This is a genomic window from Streptomyces sp. NBC_01341 (genome assembly GCF_035946055.1).
Classification (GTDB): Bacteria; Actinomycetota; Actinomycetes; order Streptomycetales; family Streptomycetaceae; genus Streptomyces.
On sequence record NZ_CP108364.1, the window covers coordinates 1,709,458 to 1,726,574 of the forward strand.

General features: G+C 71.9%; 16 protein-coding genes and 1 pseudogene. 2 read left to right on the plus strand and 15 right to left on the minus strand.

Annotated elements, in window-relative coordinates; translation table 11 throughout:
* Window positions 1–67: 67 nt before the first annotated feature.
* Window positions 68–1,300 carry an arginine deiminase gene (locus OG206_RS07360; protein WP_327113491.1) on the minus strand — a complete coding sequence of 411 codons (1,233 nt, stop codon included), beginning with the start codon at window positions 1,298–1,300 and terminating at the stop codon, window positions 68–70.
* 291 nt (window positions 1,301–1,591) lie between these two features.
* Between OG206_RS07360 and OG206_RS07365 the strand changes: the two genes are divergently transcribed.
* Window positions 1,592–1,927 (plus strand): nuclear transport factor 2 family protein, encoded by a 336-nt coding sequence (locus OG206_RS07365; RefSeq protein ID WP_327113493.1) that lies wholly within the window; start codon window positions 1,592–1,594, stop codon window positions 1,925–1,927.
* A gap of 61 nt (window positions 1,928–1,988) precedes the next feature.
* On the opposite strand, the pseudogene OG206_RS07370 reads toward OG206_RS07365, so the two are convergent.
* Window positions 1,989–4,567 (minus strand): annotated as a pseudogene (locus tag OG206_RS07370) (polynucleotide kinase-phosphatase).
* Window positions 4,564–6,189 (minus strand): 3' terminal RNA ribose 2'-O-methyltransferase Hen1, encoded by a 1,626-nt coding sequence (locus OG206_RS07375; RefSeq protein ID WP_327113495.1) that lies wholly within the window; start codon window positions 6,187–6,189, stop codon window positions 4,564–4,566. The pseudogene OG206_RS07370 and the gene OG206_RS07375 overlap by 4 nt, the downstream one beginning before the upstream one ends.
* A gap of 20 nt (window positions 6,190–6,209) precedes the next feature.
* On the opposite strand from OG206_RS07375, the gene OG206_RS32590 reads away from it, so the two are divergent.
* Window positions 6,210–6,797 carry a DUF4328 domain-containing protein gene (locus tag OG206_RS32590; RefSeq protein ID WP_442805811.1) on the plus strand — a complete coding sequence of 196 codons (588 nt, stop codon included), beginning with the start codon at window positions 6,210–6,212 and terminating at the stop codon, window positions 6,795–6,797.
* A 162-nt stretch (window positions 6,798–6,959) separates the two neighbouring features.
* On the opposite strand, the gene mmuM is transcribed toward OG206_RS32590, so the two are convergent.
* The 12 genes from mmuM to OG206_RS07440 all read right to left on the minus strand — a co-directional run bounded on the left by mmuM (window position 6,960) and on the right by OG206_RS07440 (window position 16,903).
* Window positions 6,960–7,892 carry a homocysteine S-methyltransferase gene (mmuM, locus tag OG206_RS07385; RefSeq protein ID WP_327113499.1) on the minus strand — a complete coding sequence of 311 codons (933 nt, stop codon included), beginning with the start codon at window positions 7,890–7,892 and terminating at the stop codon, window positions 6,960–6,962.
* A gap of 66 nt (window positions 7,893–7,958) precedes the next feature.
* The gene (locus tag OG206_RS07390; RefSeq protein ID WP_327113501.1) at window positions 7,959–8,882 is read right to left on the minus strand and encodes an LLM class F420-dependent oxidoreductase; all 924 of its coding nucleotides are present in this window, start codon (window positions 8,880–8,882) and stop codon (window positions 7,959–7,961) included.
* Between the two features lie 89 nt (window positions 8,883–8,971).
* Window positions 8,972–9,496 (minus strand): DUF6099 family protein, encoded by a 525-nt coding sequence (locus OG206_RS07395; protein WP_327113503.1) that lies wholly within the window; start codon window positions 9,494–9,496, stop codon window positions 8,972–8,974.
* Window positions 9,497–9,659: 163 nt separating this feature from the next.
* Window positions 9,660–10,019 carry a nucleotide pyrophosphohydrolase gene (locus OG206_RS07400; protein WP_327113505.1) on the minus strand — a complete coding sequence of 120 codons (360 nt, stop codon included), beginning with the start codon at window positions 10,017–10,019 and terminating at the stop codon, window positions 9,660–9,662.
* Window positions 10,016–11,185 (minus strand): ATP-binding protein, encoded by a 1,170-nt coding sequence (locus tag OG206_RS07405; RefSeq protein ID WP_327113507.1) that lies wholly within the window; start codon window positions 11,183–11,185, stop codon window positions 10,016–10,018. The genes OG206_RS07400 and OG206_RS07405 overlap by 4 nt, the downstream gene beginning before the upstream one ends.
* A gap of 55 nt (window positions 11,186–11,240) precedes the next feature.
* A complete protein-coding gene (locus OG206_RS07410) occupies window positions 11,241–11,648 on the minus strand; it encodes a cell division protein SepF (protein WP_327113509.1) in 408 nt (135 codons plus the stop codon).
* A gap of 75 nt (window positions 11,649–11,723) precedes the next feature.
* Window positions 11,724–13,031 carry a cytochrome P450 gene (locus OG206_RS07415; protein WP_327113511.1) on the minus strand — a complete coding sequence of 436 codons (1,308 nt, stop codon included), beginning with the start codon at window positions 13,029–13,031 and terminating at the stop codon, window positions 11,724–11,726.
* Window positions 13,028–13,642, minus strand: a complete 615-nt coding sequence (locus OG206_RS07420; protein WP_327113513.1) for a GTP-binding protein — start codon at window positions 13,640–13,642, stop codon at window positions 13,028–13,030. Before OG206_RS07420 ends, OG206_RS07415 begins: the two co-directional genes overlap by 4 nt.
* Window positions 13,620–13,973, minus strand: coding sequence for a DUF742 domain-containing protein (locus tag OG206_RS07425; protein ID WP_327113515.1), 354 nt, complete (start codon window positions 13,971–13,973; stop codon window positions 13,620–13,622). The genes OG206_RS07420 and OG206_RS07425 overlap by 23 nt, the downstream gene beginning before the upstream one ends.
* On the minus strand, window positions 13,970–14,392 hold the full coding sequence (locus OG206_RS07430; protein WP_327113517.1) for a roadblock/LC7 domain-containing protein: 423 nt from the start codon (window positions 14,390–14,392) through the stop codon (window positions 13,970–13,972). The genes OG206_RS07425 and OG206_RS07430 overlap by 4 nt, the downstream gene beginning before the upstream one ends.
* Window positions 14,389–15,864: an ATP-binding protein gene (locus OG206_RS07435; protein WP_327113519.1), complete on the minus strand. Its 1,476-nt coding sequence runs from the start codon at window positions 15,862–15,864 to the stop codon at window positions 14,389–14,391. Before OG206_RS07435 ends, OG206_RS07430 begins: the two co-directional genes overlap by 4 nt.
* Window positions 15,833–16,903 carry an MBL fold metallo-hydrolase gene (locus OG206_RS07440; RefSeq protein WP_327113521.1) on the minus strand — a complete coding sequence of 357 codons (1,071 nt, stop codon included), beginning with the start codon at window positions 16,901–16,903 and terminating at the stop codon, window positions 15,833–15,835. The genes OG206_RS07435 and OG206_RS07440 overlap by 32 nt, the downstream gene beginning before the upstream one ends.
* Window positions 16,904–17,117 lie beyond the last annotated feature (214 nt).

Here is a 17,117-nt window from a genome sequence, read left to right on the forward strand (position 1 = left end):
GTATTGCTATACAGGACCCGGCTGGTCCGTGCGCCCACCGTCTCCGCGCCCTCGCGGCCGCCACCCCTCACACGGGATCGCGGACCACCGGACAGCTCATGCACCGCGGGCCGCCCCGGCCGCGTCCCAGCTCGCTCCCGCGGATCTCGATGACCTCGATGCCCTCCTTGCGCAGATACGTGTTCGTGGTGGCGTTCCGCTCGTACGCGACGACGATCCCGGGCTCCACTGCCAGGACGTTGCATCCGTCGTCCCACTGCTCCCGCTCGGCGGCGTGCACGTCCTGCGTGGCGGTGAGCACCCGGATCCTGTCCAGACCGAGCGCGGCGGCGATGGCGCGGTGCATGTGCTCGGGCGGATGATCGGTGACCTTCAGCTCACGGGGGCCGCTGCCCGGCTCGATCGTGTAGGAGCGGAGCATCCCCAGACCGGCGTACTTGGTGAACGTGTCCCCGTCGATCATCGTCATCACCGTGTCGAGGTGCATGAACGCCCGCCGCTTGGGCATGTCCAGCGCCACGATGGTCCTGGCCGACCCCGCGTCGAAGAGCCCTCTGGCCAGCATCTCCACGGCCTGCGGGGTGGTGCGCTCGCTCATACCGATCAGGACGGCTCCCCGCCCGATCACAAGCACGTCGCCGCCCTCGATGGTCGACGGATAGTCGTCCTGCCCCTCCGACCAGTGGTGGAAGGCGCCCGCCTCGGGGCCGGTGAACAGCGGATGGTGCCGGTAGATCGCCTCGAAGTGGACGGTCTCACGCTGCCGGGCGGGCCAGCGCATCGCGTTGATGGACACCCCGTCGTAGATCCAGGCCGAGGTGTCCCTGGTGAAGATGTGGTTCGGCAGGGGGCTCAGCAGGAAGTCGTCCAGGTGCATGACGTGGAAGCGGACCGACGTCGGTTCGGCGTGCCGCTCCAGGAACTCCCGCTTCGTCATCCCGCCGATCAGGGCCTCGGCGAGTTCGGCGGCGGGCAGTTCCTCGAAGGCCGCACGCAGGTGCTCGGTGGCGAGCGGGCCGTACTCCTTCTCGGCGAAGACCCGGTCGAGGACGAGCCTGCGCGCCACCGGGATGTCGAGGGACTCGCGGAGCAGATCGCCGAAGAGGTGGACCTCCACGCCCCGGTCGCGCAGTACGTCGGCGAACCCGTCGTGCTCCTCGCGGGCGCGGCGCACCCACAGCACGTCGTCGAACAGCAGCGCGTCCTTGTTGCTGGGTGTGAGCCGCTTCAGTTCCAGATCGGGGCGGTGCAGGATGACGCGGCGCAGCCGCCCGGCCTCGGAGTCGACATGGAATCCCATGTCCTCATCCTCACCACGCGGAGCGCCGTTCACCCCGCGAACCGCCAGCCGATTCACGATTCCGCCCGGCGGGACGGCGCGGCTCCCCGGCGCGCCGACGACCCCACCGGACGCGCCGGCAACCGAGACTGAGCTCCGTCAGCACACCCGCGCCGTCCGCGCACTCCGGGCGGCGCCCCGGTCACGCCCCCGTGTGCGGGGCGGCCTCCCCGTACACGACTCCGGTGGGGCGGCCGACGGCCCCGTCCCCCACGCCTCGTATCCCCCACACGCCGAAGGAGCAGTCCCTCCATGCCGACCAGCACACCTCTGCCACCCGTCGTCGCCGCGTTCCTGGACGCCGCCAACGCCCATGACACCGTCGCCTGGCTGCGGACCTTCGCCCCGGACGGGGCCGTGGACGACTGGGGGCGTGTCTTCACCGGGTACGAGGCGGTACGCGCCTGGAGCGAGGCGGAATTCATCGGTGCGCACGTCACACTCGACGTCACCGAGGTGTCGGCCGGTGCCGGGGACGAGGAGGTCACCGTCCTGGCGCAGGTGGGCGGCGACGGCTACAACGGTCCCTCGCACTTCGTCTTCACCGTCCGCGACGACCTCATCGCGCTGATGCGCATCACCTCCTGACCGCGCCGGCGGCACGGAGTACGTCCCCACCGGCAGCAGGTGCCGGCGGGGACGTGACCGCCTACAGCCGGGGGTCCACCGGCTCCGACTCCAAGGCGAGAACCGCGAAGACGGCCTCGTGGACCCGCCACAGCGGCTCCCCTTCGGCCAGCCGGTCGAGCGCCTCGAGGCCGAGCGCGTACTCGCGCAGGGCGAGCGCTTGTGGCCGAGGAACCGCGAGCGCAGCCGTTCCAGGTTGTCCGGCCGCGTGTACTCGGGACCGTAGATGATCCGCAGGTACTCCCGGCCGCGCACCTTGATGCCCGGCTGGACCAGCCTGCCCTTGCCGTCCCGGGCGAGCGCGCCGAGCGGCTTGACGACCATGCCCTCACCGCCGCGGCCGGTCATCTCCAGCCACCAGTCGACCCCGGAACGCACGGAGTCCTCGTCCCCCGTGTCGACGACGAGCCGCCGGGTGACCTGGAGCAGACCCGTCGGGTCGTGCTCGACCAGGCGGTCCAGCCAGGCCAGCTGCACGTCGTGCGGCACGGAGGTGAGCGAGCGGCCCTGCACGGCGAGGACCTGGAACGGCGCGAGGCGGACCCCGTCCAGCCCTTCCGTGCTCCAGCAGTAGCGGCGGTACGCCTCGGTGAAGGCCGCGGCGTCCTCGGCGCGACCTCGCTGACGCCCGGCGAGACCGCCGACGTCCACACCGCGGGCGGCCGCGGCAGCCAGGGCCTTCTCCGCGACGGGCAGAGCCGCGCCGGCTGCCGCGCCCACCGCCGCGTACTGCGAGCGGAGGAGTCCGGCCGCCTTGAGGGACCACGGCATCAGCTCGGCGTCGAGCACCACCCAGTCGGTGTGCCACTCGTCCCACAGCCCGGCGGCGGTGATCGCGGTGCGCAGCCTGCCGAGGACGACCTCGGTCAGCGCCTCGTCGTCCAGGAAGGGCCGCCCGGTGCGGGTGTGCAGCGCGCCGGTGGGGCTCCCCCCGGAACCGAAGGCGTGGGAGGCGCCCCCGGTGCCGAACCGCTCGCGCGCGGCGTCGGCGTCGCGGCAGACCAGCGCGACGGCGCGCGAGCCCATGTGCTTCTCCTCGCAGACGACCTTGGCGACGCCGTCCGTGCGGTAGTGCGCGAACGCCTCCGCCGGGTACTCCAGGTAGCCGTCCTCGCGGGAGGTGGCCGTCGGAGCCATCGTCGGCGGGAGATAGGTCAGCAGCCTCGGGTCGACGGCGAACCGGCTCATGACCTCCAGCGCCGCCGCGGCGTTCTCCTCCCGCACCGCGATGCGGCCCATGTGGCGCGTCTCGACGGCACGGCGCCCCTGCACGTCGGCGAGGTCCAGCGGACGGCCCTCCCGCCCTCCGGGTGCCTCGGTGCTCAGCGGCTTCACCGGCTCGTACCAGACCCGCTCGGCCGGTACGTCCACGATCTCGCGCTCGGGCCAGCGCAGCGCCGTCATCTTCCCGCCGAACACCGCTCCGGTGTCCAGGCACAGCGTGTTGTTGACCCAGGAGGTGGTGGGGACGGGGGTGTGGCCGTAGACCACGGCTGCCCGGCCCCGGTAGTCCTCCGCCCACGGGTAGCGCACGGGCAGGCCGAACTCGTCCGTCTCGCCCGTCGTGTCGCCGTACAGGGCGTGCGACCGGACTCGTCCGGAGGTGCGCCCGTGGTACTTCTCGGGCAGCCCGGCGTGGCAGACGACCAGCTTTCCCTCGTCCAGGACGTAGTGGCTCACCAGTCCGTCGATGAACTCGGCGACGCGCTTCCGGAATTCGGGGTCCCTCTCGTCCTCCCGCTCCAGCTGCTCGACGGTCTCGGCGAGACCGTGGCTGTGCTGGACCTTCCGGCCCTTGAGATAGCGGCCGAGCTTGTTCTCGTGGTTGCCCGGCACACACAGGGCCTGACCCGCCGCTACCATCGCCATGACCCGGCGCAGCACTCCGGGGCTGTCGGGACCGCGGTCCACGAGGTCACCCACGAAGACGGCGGTGCGCCCTTCGGGGTGCGCTCCGTCGTCGGCGTAACCGAGCTTGCCGAGCAGTGACTCCAGCTCGGAGCTGCAGCCGTGGATGTCCCCGATGATGTCGAAGGGGCCGGTGAGGTGGCGGAGGTCGTTGTAGCGTCGCTCCAGGACCACTTCGGCCGAATCCGCCTCCTCCTCGGTGCGCAGGACGTGCACCTTGCGGAAGCCCTCACGCTCCAGGCCCCGCAGCGAGCGGCGCAGTTCGCGGCGGTGGCGCTGGACTACGTGACGGGGCATGCCGGCGCGGTCGGGGCGGCCCGCGTTGCGCGCCAGGCACAGCTCCTCGGGCGTGTCCAGGACGACGGCGATGGGCAGCACGTCGTGCTGACGGGCCAGCTGGACGAGCTGCTTGCGGCTCTCGGACTGCACGTTGGTGGCGTCGACGACGGTGAGGCGTCCCGCGGCCAGGCGCTTGCCGACGATGTAGTGGAGGACGTCGAAGGCGTCCCCGCTGGCGCTCTGGTCGTTCTCGTCGTCGGCGACGAGTCCGCGGCAGAAGTCCGAGGAGACGATCTCGGTCGGCTTGAAGTGCTTGCGGGCGAAGCTCGACTTGCCCGAACCGCTGGCCCCGATGAGCACGACGAGGGACAGGTCGGTCACCGGCAGCGTGCGAGAGGTACTGGTACTGGTCATGCGGCCTTCTCCTCCTTCGTGGTGGTGACGGCGGGCGACTCCGGCGTGGGCTGCGGATTCTCTGTGGGCTGCGGGCTCTGGGTGGACTCGGTGGACTGCGGGCTCTCGGTGGGCTGAGGGGTCCGCCGGGTCCGGGCGCTCCGGGTGTCCGCGTCCGCCTCGTCCGGCGCCCGGCCGTCCGCCCCGGCCATCGTGAACACGGCCATCTGCGTGGGCGGGCCCACTTCCGGGTCGTCAGGCCCCACGGGTACGAACTCCACCGTGTAGCCGTGGCGTGCGGCCACCTGCCCTGCCCAGTCGCGGAACTCACCCCGGGTCCACTCGAAGCGGTGGTCGCTGTGGCGTACGTGCCCGGCCTGGAGCGTCTCCCAGCGGACGTTGTACTCCACGTTGGGCGTGGTGACGAGCACGGTGCGGGGTCGCGCCGACCCGAACACCGCGTATTCCAGGGCCGGGAGCCGCGGCAGGTCGAGGTGCTCGACGACTTCGCTGAGCACAGCGGCGTCGTAGCCCTTCAGTTGCTTGTCGGTGTAGGTCAGAGCACCCTGTCGCAGGGCGACGCGACCTGCCTGCCGCTCGCCCATCCGGTCAAGTTTCAGCCGGCGTGCGGCGACGGTGAGGGCGCGCATCGACACGTCCACCCCCACGATCTCCGTGAAGCGCACGTCCTTGAGCAGTTCCTGCACCAGCTGCCCCTGGCCGCAGCCCAGGTCGAGCACCCGGCGCGCATCGGCGGCCCTCAGTGCCTCGACGATCGCCTGACGACGCCGGCCGGCGAGCGGCACGGGACGCTCCTCCGTGTCGGTGGTCTCGTCCACCGCGTTGTCGACGCTCTCCACCTCCAGGTCGTCGGACTCGGCGAGCCTCACCAGCTCCAGGCGCTCCGTCGCCTGCCGGGTGAGGCTCCAGCGCCGGGAGAGGTAACGGCTGGTGATCAGCTTCTGCTCAGGGTGCCCGGCCAGCCAGCCCTCTCCGGCCCGCACCAGTTTGTCGACCTCGTCGGGCGCGACCCAGTAGTGCTTGGCGTCGTCGAGCACCGGCAGCAGGACGTACAGCTGGCGCAGTGCGTCCGCGAGCCGGAGTTCCCCCTCCAGTACCAGGCTCACATAACGCGAGTCGCCCCACTCCGGGAACTGCTCGTCGAGCGGCACGGTGACGGCCTCCACGCGTGTCCAGCCGAGCGGCGCGAAGAGCTTGTGCACCAGATCCGCGCCACCACGTGCTGGAAGCGCGGGCACCTCGATCCGCAGCGGCAGGGGCTCCGCGGCACGTTCGGGCATGGCCCGGCACGCCCCGTTCAGCGCGGACTTGAACACGGTCGTCATCGCGACCGAGAGGAGCGACGACGCGGCGTACGGCCGGTCGTTGACATACTGCGCGAGCGCCGCGTCGGGCGCTCCGCCCCGGCCCTTCCCCTTGCCCCGCCGCACGAGCGCCACCGGGTCCACCTCCAGCAGCAGGGCTGCCGTGCACCGCTCCGGCGACGCCTCGGGGTAGAAGACGTGGGCCGTGCCGTGGGAGGTCGAGAACGTCTGGGCCTTGTCGGGATGCTTGTGGAGGAGGAACCCCAGGTCAGTAGCCGGGTGCCGCTCGTCGCCAGTGGTTGAGATCGTCAGGAACACATGACCGAGTATGTGCGTCGGTGGGCCTGTTGCGACAGCGGATTACCAGGGCATGCCCTGGTCCATCCACCGGCGGGAGCCCGGCGAAGCCCCGCGGCCGCCCTGCCGGGCGCGCGCTTGACTGGTTCACTCCTTCCTCAATCGCGAGAATCTCGGCAATCAGTGATCCGACATGGCTGAACAGAAAGGCGAAGCTCTGTCAGACGCGGAATCTCGCCTACGCGGCGGTCAACCACATCCATCCTGCGGCTTCGCACAGCGAGATCGGCAACGGCACATGCACGATCGGCGCGTGGTTCGTACAGGTGGTCAACCTCTTCGTTCCGCGCCGTCTCGTCCTCGACATCGGGCGCGCCAACTCCCCGGCGTGGGGGCAGAAGCGAGACACGGCGCCGGTGAACCTCTGGTGGGCCGCCTTGATCGCGCACGCGGTGGTATCCACGCTTGCGGCACCGGTGGGCCTCCTCGTGATGTCGGAGGCGCTCATGATCGCGGCGGCGGTCCTCCTGGGTCTCATCATCGAGCGCATCACGGCGCTGCAGACGGCCGAGCTCGCCGCCACCCCGCCCGTCGCTCCCTCTCGCCCAGGCATGAGGCAGCTGCTCTGAGCGTCGCCCCAGCAGTCGTCGGGGCCCGTGGAGGAGGGGAGTTCGGGTCGATCGGTCAATTCGGCAGGACCAGACCGACCCGCGCACCGGGCTCCGGGCTCCGGGCTCCGTGACGGTGCTGCACCGGCGACGGTGCAGCACAACGTCAGGGGGCCCGGCCGTTCATACTCCCGACCACCCCACTCGTCCGGCCAGCTCCTCGATGTCGCGCGGGCCCACCCGGCAACAGCCGCCGATCAGGCGCGCGCCCGCGCGCTGCCAGTCCCGCACCCGGGCCGCCTCGAACGTGCCGCTACCGGTCCACCGCCGGGCGGTGGCGTCCCACCACTCCCCGCTGTTCGGATAGACGACCACGGGCTTGCCCGTCGCGGCCGCCGCCTCCACCGCACGGTCCGCGTCGGCGGGGTCGCAGCAGTTGACGCCGACCGCCATCACCTGGTCGATGCCCGCGACGAGCCCGAAGGCCTCCTCCAGGGGCTGTCCGGCCCTGGTCCGGCCGTCGGCGACGCTGTACGACAGCCACACCGGCACCCCGAGGTCCTGGACCACCCGGAGCAGCGCCTCGGCCTCGTCGATGTCGGGCACCGTCTCCAGGGCCAGCGCGTCGGGCCCCGCCTCGGCCAGCGTCTCCGCCCGGGGTCGGTGGAAGCTCTCCAGCTCGCGGACGGTCAGCCCATACCTGCCCCGGTACTCGCTGCCATCCGCGAGCATGGCCCCGTACGGCCCGATCGAGGCGGCGACCCACTGCTCCCGTCCGGTCACCGCGCCCGCGCGGCGCGCCGACTCCACACTCCCGGCCATCAGCTCGGCGGCCCGCGCACGGCCGATCCCCCGCCTGCCGAACCCCTCGAAGGTGGCCTGATAACTGGCGGTGATCAGCACCTGCGCCCCGGCCCGCGCATAGGCCGTGTGGGCCGCCTCGATCTGCTGGGGCGCGTCGGCGAGCAGCCGGGCCGACCACAGGGCGTCGGACAGGTCGCAGCCCTGCGCCTCCAGCTGGTTGGAGAGGCCGCCGTCCAGGAGGACCGTCCCCTCGGCGAGGGCCTCGCCGAGGGGACGACGGGACGGAACCTCCAGTGTCCGGGCAGTGTTCACGGCCGCTCCTCGCTGTAGTGATGCCGCCGGCCGCACCGTGCCGTGCCTCGCCGCCCACCGGAGGCGTCAGCGCAGCTGCGACTGCACCTGCGACGCGATCAGCTCCAAATGGTCCAGGTCGTCCAGGTCCAGCACCTGGAGGTAGATGCGGGAGGCGCCGATCGCGGCGAAGCGGCCGATCTTGTCGACGACCTCGTCGGGCGAGCCGGCCAGCCCGTTCGCCTTGATCTCCTCGACGTCGCGCCCGATGGCGGACGCCCGCCGTGCCACCTCCGCGTCGTCCTTGCCGACGCAGACCACCAGGGCGTTGGAGTACACCAGATCGTCGGGCGCACGGCCCGCGGCGACGGCTGCGTCCCTGACCCGGCCGAACTGCTTCTCGCTGTCCTCGAGGGAGGCGAACGGAATGTTGAACTCGTCGGCGTACCGTGCGGCGAGACGGGGCGTGCGGACCGCGCCGTGGCCGCCGATCAGCACCGGGATCTTCGTCTGCGCGGGCTTCGGCAGTGCTGGTGAGTCGGTCAGCTGGTAGTACGTCCCGTCGTAACTGAACGTCTTGCCGGTCTCCGTCTCCCACAGGCCGGTGACGATGGCCAGCTGCTCCTCCAGACGGCCGAACTTCTCCTTGGGGAACGGGATGCCGTACGCCTTGTGCTCCTCCTCGAACCAGCCGGCGCCGAGGCCCAGCTCGACGCGGCCGCCGGACATCTGGTCGACCTGGGCGACCTGGATGGCCAGCACCCCGGGCAGGCGGAAGGTCCCGGCCGTCATGAGGGTGCCCAGGCGGATCCGCTTGGTCTCGCGCGCCAGACCGGCCAGGGTGATCCACGCGTCCGTCGGTCCGGGCAGGCCGTCGCCCGAACCCATGCGCAGGTAGTGGTCGGACCGGTAGAAGGCGTCGAAGCCGAGGTCCTCGGCGGCCTTGGCGACGGTGAGCAGGGTGTCGTAGCTCGCCCCTTGCTGGGGCTCGGTGAAGATTCGAAGATCCATGCCTCCATCCTGCACCTTCGGGACCTGCGCGTCCGCCTCCCGTGCCCCGCCCGGGCCGGCGGACCCGGTGACGCAGCGGGCCCACCCCTTCACGGCCTGCCGGCCACCGGGTCCGCCGGCCCGCGGATCACGCCGTACGGTCCGTCGCGCTCACCGCCCGGCTCCCTCTCCCGCTCGTGGTCGGCGAGCCGTCGCAGCATCCCGTGCACGCGGTCGACCGACTCGTCGGCTGCGTCTATGGCCTCGATGCACTGCCAGTAGAGCCCTTCCTCGTCAGTCCCGCAGGCGACGCCGACGAGCGCGATGCCCAGCTCGCCGAGATAGAGGGCGAGGGCGGCCAACGTCCCCGCGACATCCGTCACTTCGGTGAGGTGTGACGCCCGCACGCCTCCCGTGGTGACCACGGGGTGGTCGGACACCGGTGCACCCGGGGCGCCGGTGTCACTGAGCTCGCCCGCCTCGGTCCGCACCTCCGCGGGCCCGCAGCGGGCCAGGTGGCCGCCCACGGCGCGGGCGAGCGCCTGCGCCTGCCACGCCTCCGCCATGACAGCGGGCACGTCCGTGCTTTCCGCCAGGGCCCTTCGACCCGCCTCGATCAACCGCTCCGCTTCCATGCGATGTCCCCCGTCGCTGATGTCCGTCGGCGATACCGGCCGCCGTACTGCCGGTACGAAAAGCCCACTCACTCTCTTCATTACCCACAGTGAGGTGCGTGGCACACGAAAGCCAGAGGAAATCGGAAATCTGTGGACAGGATGTCGAATGTGAATAAGTCGATCACTCCGAAGAGTGACGAGGCGGCGCCTCCGTGCTCTCCGCAGCGGGGAAACGCACCTCGTTCCGGTCGATCTTGGCCGCGAGCGCCGCCAGCGCGTCGATGCCCAGGACCTCGCAGAACTGGAGCAGATACGCCAGGACGTCGGCGACCTCGTCCTCGACGCGGAACGCAGTGCCGGGATCGTCCATCACCCGCACCGACTGCTCCGGCGTCAGCCACTGGAAGATCTCCTGGAGTTCGGCAGCCTCGACACCGAGGGCGGCGACCAGGTTCTTGGGCGTGTGGTAGGGCTCCCAGCCACGGGACTCCGCGAAGTCGGCCAGTCTCCGTTGCAGTTGTGCTGCGTCAAGTTCCGTCACGGTGCCAGGTCTACCACTGTCACGCCGGCCGCCCGGGCCACAGCCGCAGCCGCTTCGCCGACCGTGCCCAGGAGCCGCGTGTGGCCGCCCCCGCAGACCGCCGCGGCCAGGGTCAGCAGTTCTCGGGTCTGGCGGGTGTCCAGGTTCCGGTCGAGTCCGTCGGCGAGGACGGTGACCGCCCGCATGGCCGACGGCACCTCGCTGTGCGGGTCGGCCGCCATGGCCCGGGAGCCGGTCAACACCGCCAGCGTCAGGGCGAGATACCGCAGCTCGCCGTCGCCGAGCCGGCCGAGGGGGGTGCCGGGGCCCGGTCCGCGTTCCATCCGGGCCCGCGTCGTCCCGTCGGCCAGCCGTTCGGCGGTCAGCCCTGTCACCGGCCCCGCGCACCCGGTGTCCGCACCGGCGACCAGCCGCGCGTAGCGTCGGGCACACAGCGCGCGGGTGCGGTGGAGCACCTCAGCGAGGTTGCCGCAGTCCGAGGTCAGCCGCCCTTCCCCGGCCGGCACCGCCGCGCGCATCCGCGCCGGCTGCGGATCGCAGACGAAGACGGACCGCAGCGCCACCACGACCTGCTCCGAGGCAGCCAGCATTCTCAGCTCCCCGCCCGTCGCACCCGCCACCCGCAGGGGCAGGAGCGCTGTTCCCAGGCGGTCGCCCGGAAAGGGCGCGCGCGTCACCGGAACGGTCCCGGCGGAGTGCCAGGCGGCCTGGACCGTGGCGCGGCGGGGTTCCCTCAACGCCGTGCTGAACAAGGTTTCCTGACGATCAGCCAGCCTCTCCCCGACGATGCGCAGCGCGGGTTCCGCCTGGACGGCCAGATCCAGCCTCACCCGGCCGGCCGGACCGTCCACCGTGCAGCCGATCCTGAATCCGCGCCGGCCCTGCGCGTCCGCGCGGGCCCACTCCGGCACCCACGCCGCCGGGTCGGGGAACACCTCTGCCAGCGGTTCACCGGCGGCGAGCCGCGCCAGCGCCTCGTACCCCCGTAAGGCGCTCGACTTGCCCGATCCGCTGCCTCCGGTGAGCAGGGTGAACGGGTCGAGCGGGATGACGGTGCGGCGGTGCGAGGCGAAGGCGTCCAGCCGTACCTCGCAGACGCGGGGGCGGGCGGGGCGGTCCGCGCGGGACGGCGGCGGGGCCGTCTTCCCCAGGGGGATCACAGTCATGAGTGGACCGTACGCACGCCCCTGTGCGGCGAACCGTTCCGCCCGCGCGACCTTCCTACGATTGGGGTACGCCCACGGCGGTGACCCCCTCGACCTCCATGCCGACCGGCGCGAGCAGGAAGACGTTGCGGTCGACCCGGTGCATGCCGCTGCCCAGCCCGAACACCACACCGCTGCTGAAGTCCAGGATGCGCTTGGCCACGTCGCTCTCGGCGCCGGTGAGGTCCAGCAGGACGGGGATCTGTGCCACCAGGTACTCGGCCACCTCGCGCGCGTCCGCGAACACCTGCACCCGCAGGACGACGAGGCGTCGTTGGTCGGCCGCCTCGCGCTGCTCGGGGACCGTGCGGTGGTCGACCCTGGACGGCCATTCGTTGCGCCCCCTCAGGGGTACGACCTGGGCGAGCCCGTCCCACTGCTCATCGGTGGCGTCGTACCTGTCGTACCTGTCGTACCTGCTCACAGAACCACCCCGTCCGTATGCCGGTTGGCTGTGCGCCGGCTGCGCTCGCTGTTCATCGGGCAATTCTCTCGTCCCTCACCCGTTCGGCGTACCACCGACACGGGCCGGAACGTGATCGACAGCTTCCGGTGTACCTGAACCCCCGGCTTCGGGGAGCGTGTCGAGGGGGGTGAAGCGGACCGGGAGGTGGGCCGGCGCCCGGTGGAAGGGGCCCGGTCGCCAGACCAGTTCGCCCGGATTTACGGCGAGTTCGAGGTCGCAGAGCTGGCTGGTGAGCTCCTCGATCGCGGTCATGGCCATCAGCAGGGCCGGCTGTTTGGCGGGGCACCGGTGCGGGCCGGTCGACCACGCCAGGTGAGCACCGTCACCCGAACGCACCGCCTGGTCCGAGGTGGACGGCAGCGACTGCGTGTTGGCGGCGGCGAAGGAGACCAGGACCAACTGCCCGGCGCGCAGCGCGACCCCGTGGAACTCGGTGTCGTGACGCGGGTAGTGCGCCCCCATGTTGGCCAGGGGCGGATCGCGCCAGAGCACGTCGTCGATCGCCTCTCGGGCGGTCGTTGCGCCGCCGTGCAGGGCTCGTCCGTACCCGGGGTCGCCGAGCATGCGCAGGAGTGCGTTGCCGATCAGGTTTGTCGTCGGGTCGTGGCCCGAGCTCATGATGAGGGTGATCTGACGCACGGCTTCGTCGTCGTCGAGACCGGCGGGGTGCTGGAGCAGGTACGTGGTGAGGTCGCGGCGCGGCCTGGAGCGCCGTTCGGCGACGAGCCCGGCGACGACTCCGACGAGGTCGTCGTAGGCGGCCGCCGCGTTTCCGGCCGAGTCCATCATCCCGGCGATGCCCCGGACCACTCGCTCGGTGGCTCCGGACGCCACCCCGAAGGCGGCGGTGAAGACGTGCAGGGGCAGGCGACGCGCGTACTCGGCGATGAGGTCGCAGCTACCGCTGGCCGCGAACCCCGTGATGAGCCGCCGGGCCACCGCGGTGACCTCGGCGCGCAGCAGGTGGGGTTCGATCAGCGCGAGGGTGTCGTTGATGGCGTCCCGGTAGCGCGCGTGCACCTCGCCGTCGGTGAAGAGCGCGGTGGGGCGGTGGCCGAGTACGGGCAGGACGGGTGAGTCGGCCGGTATCCCCGCCTGCCAGGCGCGCGGGTCCTTGGTGAAGGTGTCGGTGTCGCGCAGCAGGTCGACGGCGGCCTGGTAGTCGACGACCAGCAGCGCGTCGACGTCGGGGGCGATACGGACCCGGGCGAGCGGTCCCTGGTCGCGCAGTCTGCGGTAGTGGCCGTGCGGGTCGGCGGCGAAGCCTGGGCCGTACAGGGCGAGCGGCTCGTTCCCGGAGGTGGCGGGAGCGGGTGAAATGGCGGGCACGGGCGGTGTCATGAGGGTTCCTGGGGCGCGGGCAGTCGGGTGAGCGCGTGCTCGGCGAGCGCGATCAGGGCGTCGATGCTGCCCCGGCGCTCGCGGGCGTCGCACTGGATCAGCGGGGTGCGGGGGTCGAGGTCGAGATGCTTGCGCAGGACCTCGTCCGGGTGGACGGGGGCGTCCGGGAAGTGGTTGACGGCGACGGCGTACGGCAGTCCTTGCTCCTCCACCACGTCCATCACCGCGAAGGAGTCCTCGAGCCGCCGCGTGTCGACCATGACGAGGGCACCGAGTGCGCCTCGCGCGATGTCCTCCCAGAGCGGGAGGAAGCGCTCCTGACCTGGCGTGCCGAACATGTAGAGCACCAGGTCGTCCTGCACGGTCAGCCGGCCGAAGTCGACGGCGACCGTGGTCGTGGTCTTGTCCGGCAGCCCGGCGGTGTCGTCGAGACCCTCGCTGGACCGTGTCATCGCCTCCTCGGTGTGCAGGGTCGGGATCTCCGACAGGGTGCGGATCAGGGTCGTCTTGCCCACGCCGAAGGGACCCGTGACGACGAGCTTCATCAGGGTCTCGGCAGCACTCGGCAGATAGCCGACGCCGCCCCGGTCAGTGGAGGGAACGGAGTCCAACGAGCAGCCTCTCGACGAGCGACCGGTCGATCTCACCGGCACGGGGTATCGGTGGTCGAGCGTGCAGATGTCCCGCGGCCACGAGGTCCGTGGCCAGGAAGACCGTGGCGCTGACCGGCAGGTCCAGATGGGCGGCGCACTCGACGACGGTGAGGGCTCCCCCTTCCAGGAGCTCGCACAGCCTCCGCTGCTCCGAGCCGATGTCCGGCGGGACGTGCTCGTCCGTGCGGACGAGCACGGCGAGACGGTCGAGCGCGGGGCCGGTGGGCACGGAACGGCCACCGGTGACCAGATAGGCGGGGATCAGGCGGCGCCCTGGGCCAGGGGTCATGGCCGGGCGGCAGCGTCCGGTTGGCGGGTGGGGGCGTGCATGGCCCTGGTCAGCGCGGTGACCTGCACCTGCATCTGGTAGGCGATGTTGCCGAGGTGCGCGTCGGGCGCGGCGAACAGCGCCAGTGTCGTGTTCCTGCCCGCGGGTACGACGATGGCGAAGCCCAGTTCGGACTCCACGACCGTCTGCGCCAGGCGCGGCGACTCCGCCTCGGTGAACGCGGTGGTGAAGGCGCGGGCAGCCGCGTGCAGGGTGGCCGTCATGGCGGCGACACGCTCGGCGGACGCACGGTCGAGGCCGGGCGAGGCGCCCTCGACGAGCCCGTCACCGGTCGCCACCACGGCGTGCTGTACGCCGGGCAGTTCCAGCAACGGGGTCAGCACCCAGGCGAGATCACCGGTGGTGGGAGTGGTGCTCACGTCTCGTCGTCTCCTTGGTCGTCCGATGAGGATGCTGAGGGTGCGGGTCCCGCCGCCGCGGGAGCCTGCCTGCCGCTGAGGGTGCCCTCCTGGAGGGCGGTCCAGGCGGCTCCGGCCTGTTCCGGGGTACGGAGCACCGGCGGCTCCTCGTCCGCCGCGCGTGCGGCGGCGGGCGCACCCGGGGCGTCCGTCCTGCGGGAGCGGCGCCGGCGGGTGGGCAGCCCGGCCGGAAGGCCGCCGTCCGGCCCGTCGGCGGTGGCGGGTGCGCCGGGGTCTCCGGCCGCCGCCGGTTCCGATGCGGCGGGGTCTCCGGTCGCCCCGGCGGCGGCCGTGGAGCCGGTGCCCGCGGTGACGGGTGCGGCGTCCGCGTCCCCCGAACGCGCGTGGACGGGCTTCGGTGCGAGCACGGACAGGGTGCGGTCGTCGTCCATCACGGTGAGCAGGTGCGCCGGGATCCGAAGCATGGCGCGCATACCCCCGTACGGCGACGACTCGATGTGGCAGCTGAAGCCGTAGCGCGCGATGAGCCGTCCCACCACGGCGAAGCCGGTCTGCGGCGGGTCGCCGAGTTCGGTGAGCAGGACCTCGGCTGGGCCGGTGAGCAGTGCGCGTGCCCTCTTCAGCGCGTCGTCGTCCATGCCGATTCCCGCGTCGTCGACCAGGATGAGGGCACCGCGGCCGGCGGCCTGCTGGACCGTGACCGGCACTTCGGTGTCCGGGTGCGAGTAGGCCGTGGCGTTGGCCAGCAGCTCGGCGAGCGCGATCGCGAGGGGCTCGGCGGCCCGGGCCACCAGCGCGAGGCGCTCCTGGCGGAGGTGGTTGGCGACCTTGACGCGCTCGTATCCGGCGACCCGGGACTGGGCGCCGAGCACGACCTCGACGAGCGAGGAGTTCTGGCGGGCGAGGCCCGGCCAAGCGTCACAGAGCACGGCCGTGGCCTGGGTGCGGCGCAGTGCCAGTTCGTTGCGGAAGTCGAGCTGCAGGATGCGCGGGTCGTCGTACTCGTGCTGCAGTTCCTGCAGCAGGTGCTGCGACTGGTTGAGCAGCGACTGGATCTTGGCGGAGGTTCCCCGCATGGCGGACCGGGCCGCCGCGTCGACGCGGCGGCGTTCCTCCAGGATCGCCGTACGCGCGGCCCGTACCGCCTCGGTCAGCAGGCGCGCGGCATCACCCTCGATCTCGGCGGCCTCCCGCAGACCGGGGACGGCCGCGGTCCGGTGGGAGAGGGCGGTGGCCGCAGCGGGGATCCGCTTCTCTGCCAGTTGGCGTATCTCCTCGGTGAGGGCGACGGTGCGGGCCTCCGCCGCCTTCGCCTGACGTTCGGTCAGCTCGGCCCGCGCGGAGGCACCGTAGGCGTCCCGCCTGGCCTGCTGCGTCTGTGAGGCGGACCACATCGCCGCCAGGACGGCGATGAGGGCCACGATCCATGCCACCACGGCGTCACCGCGTTCCTGTTGTCGGGGACGGCTCACGGCCCGCGCCGCCGCGGGGCCCGCGCCGGTCGTCGCGGCCGGCGGTCGACGCCGGCCCGCCGGTGCACGCGGCCTCGGCCTCCCGGGCGACCTCGGCCACGTCGGACATCACCTGGAGGACTCCCGGCATCGCGGATCCGTCCAGGTGCCGGTACTCGCTCCCGATCGTCACCACCAGCCGCTCCGGCAGCCCGAGCGCCGGGTAGCGGCCCTCGCCGATCACCCGGCGGGCCGCCTCGAGCGCGGGCACACCCGCCGCGTGCAGGGCGTGGGCGCATTCCCGCACGTACGCGAGATAGCCGATGTGCTCCCGCACCCCTGCCGGATCGAGTACCGGCCCGTGGCCGGGCACGATCACCTCGGCGCCCGTGGCCAGGACCCGTTCGCAGGCGTCGATCACGTTGCTCAGCGGTCCCGCCCAGTGCACCGGGTGGTCGCCGGGCTGCCTGGGGGTGGAGGAGAAGATGATGTCACCGCTGAACACCGTTCGCTGCACCGGGAGATGGACGATGAGGTCGCCACCGGTGTGCGCGGGTGGCAGGGACATCACCTGGACCGGACAGTCCCCCAGGGTCAGTTCGAGTTCCCCGGTGAAGTAGGTCGTCGGCGTGACCTGCTCGGTGGCCGACCAGTCGAAGGCGCCGAAGTGGCGGGCGAGGTAGGCACCGAGGGGCGTCGCCGGGTCGCTCCCGGCCACCAGGGCGTGCTGCTGCTGCGGGGTGGGGTCGTAGTGGATGTGCTCGCGCGCCTCCCGGGTGGCGATGATCTCGGCGTCGGGAAGCACGCCGGCGCCCCAGAAGTGGTCGCCGTTGGCGTGGGTGACGATCACTCGGCCGATGTTCACCCCGTCCGGCAGCAGTTTCCGGCTCTCCGCCAGGAACTGCCCCGCGAGCACCGCGTCGTAGGGGGTGTCGATCCACAGGGCGCCATGGTCCGTCACCAGGAGGCCGCAGTTGGCCAGCCCCCACCCCCGCTTCGGCGGCAGCCAGGCGTACAGGCCGCTGCCGAGGACAACGACGTCCCCGCCCGTGATCGACATGAGGTGATTATGCCGACCTCGATCCGGCCGCGCGTTCGAACTCGGCGGACTCGTGGCGCCCGTGACGCGAAATCGCCCCTGCCGTCGGCCGACGGCCGCCCGCCGGTGACGGTCCGGGGTCACCACACATCGCACCTACGGGCCATCTTCCGCCCGATATCCGGTATGCCACGCAATGGACACCTGCGGCACGGTGAATACCCAGAAGGTGGCG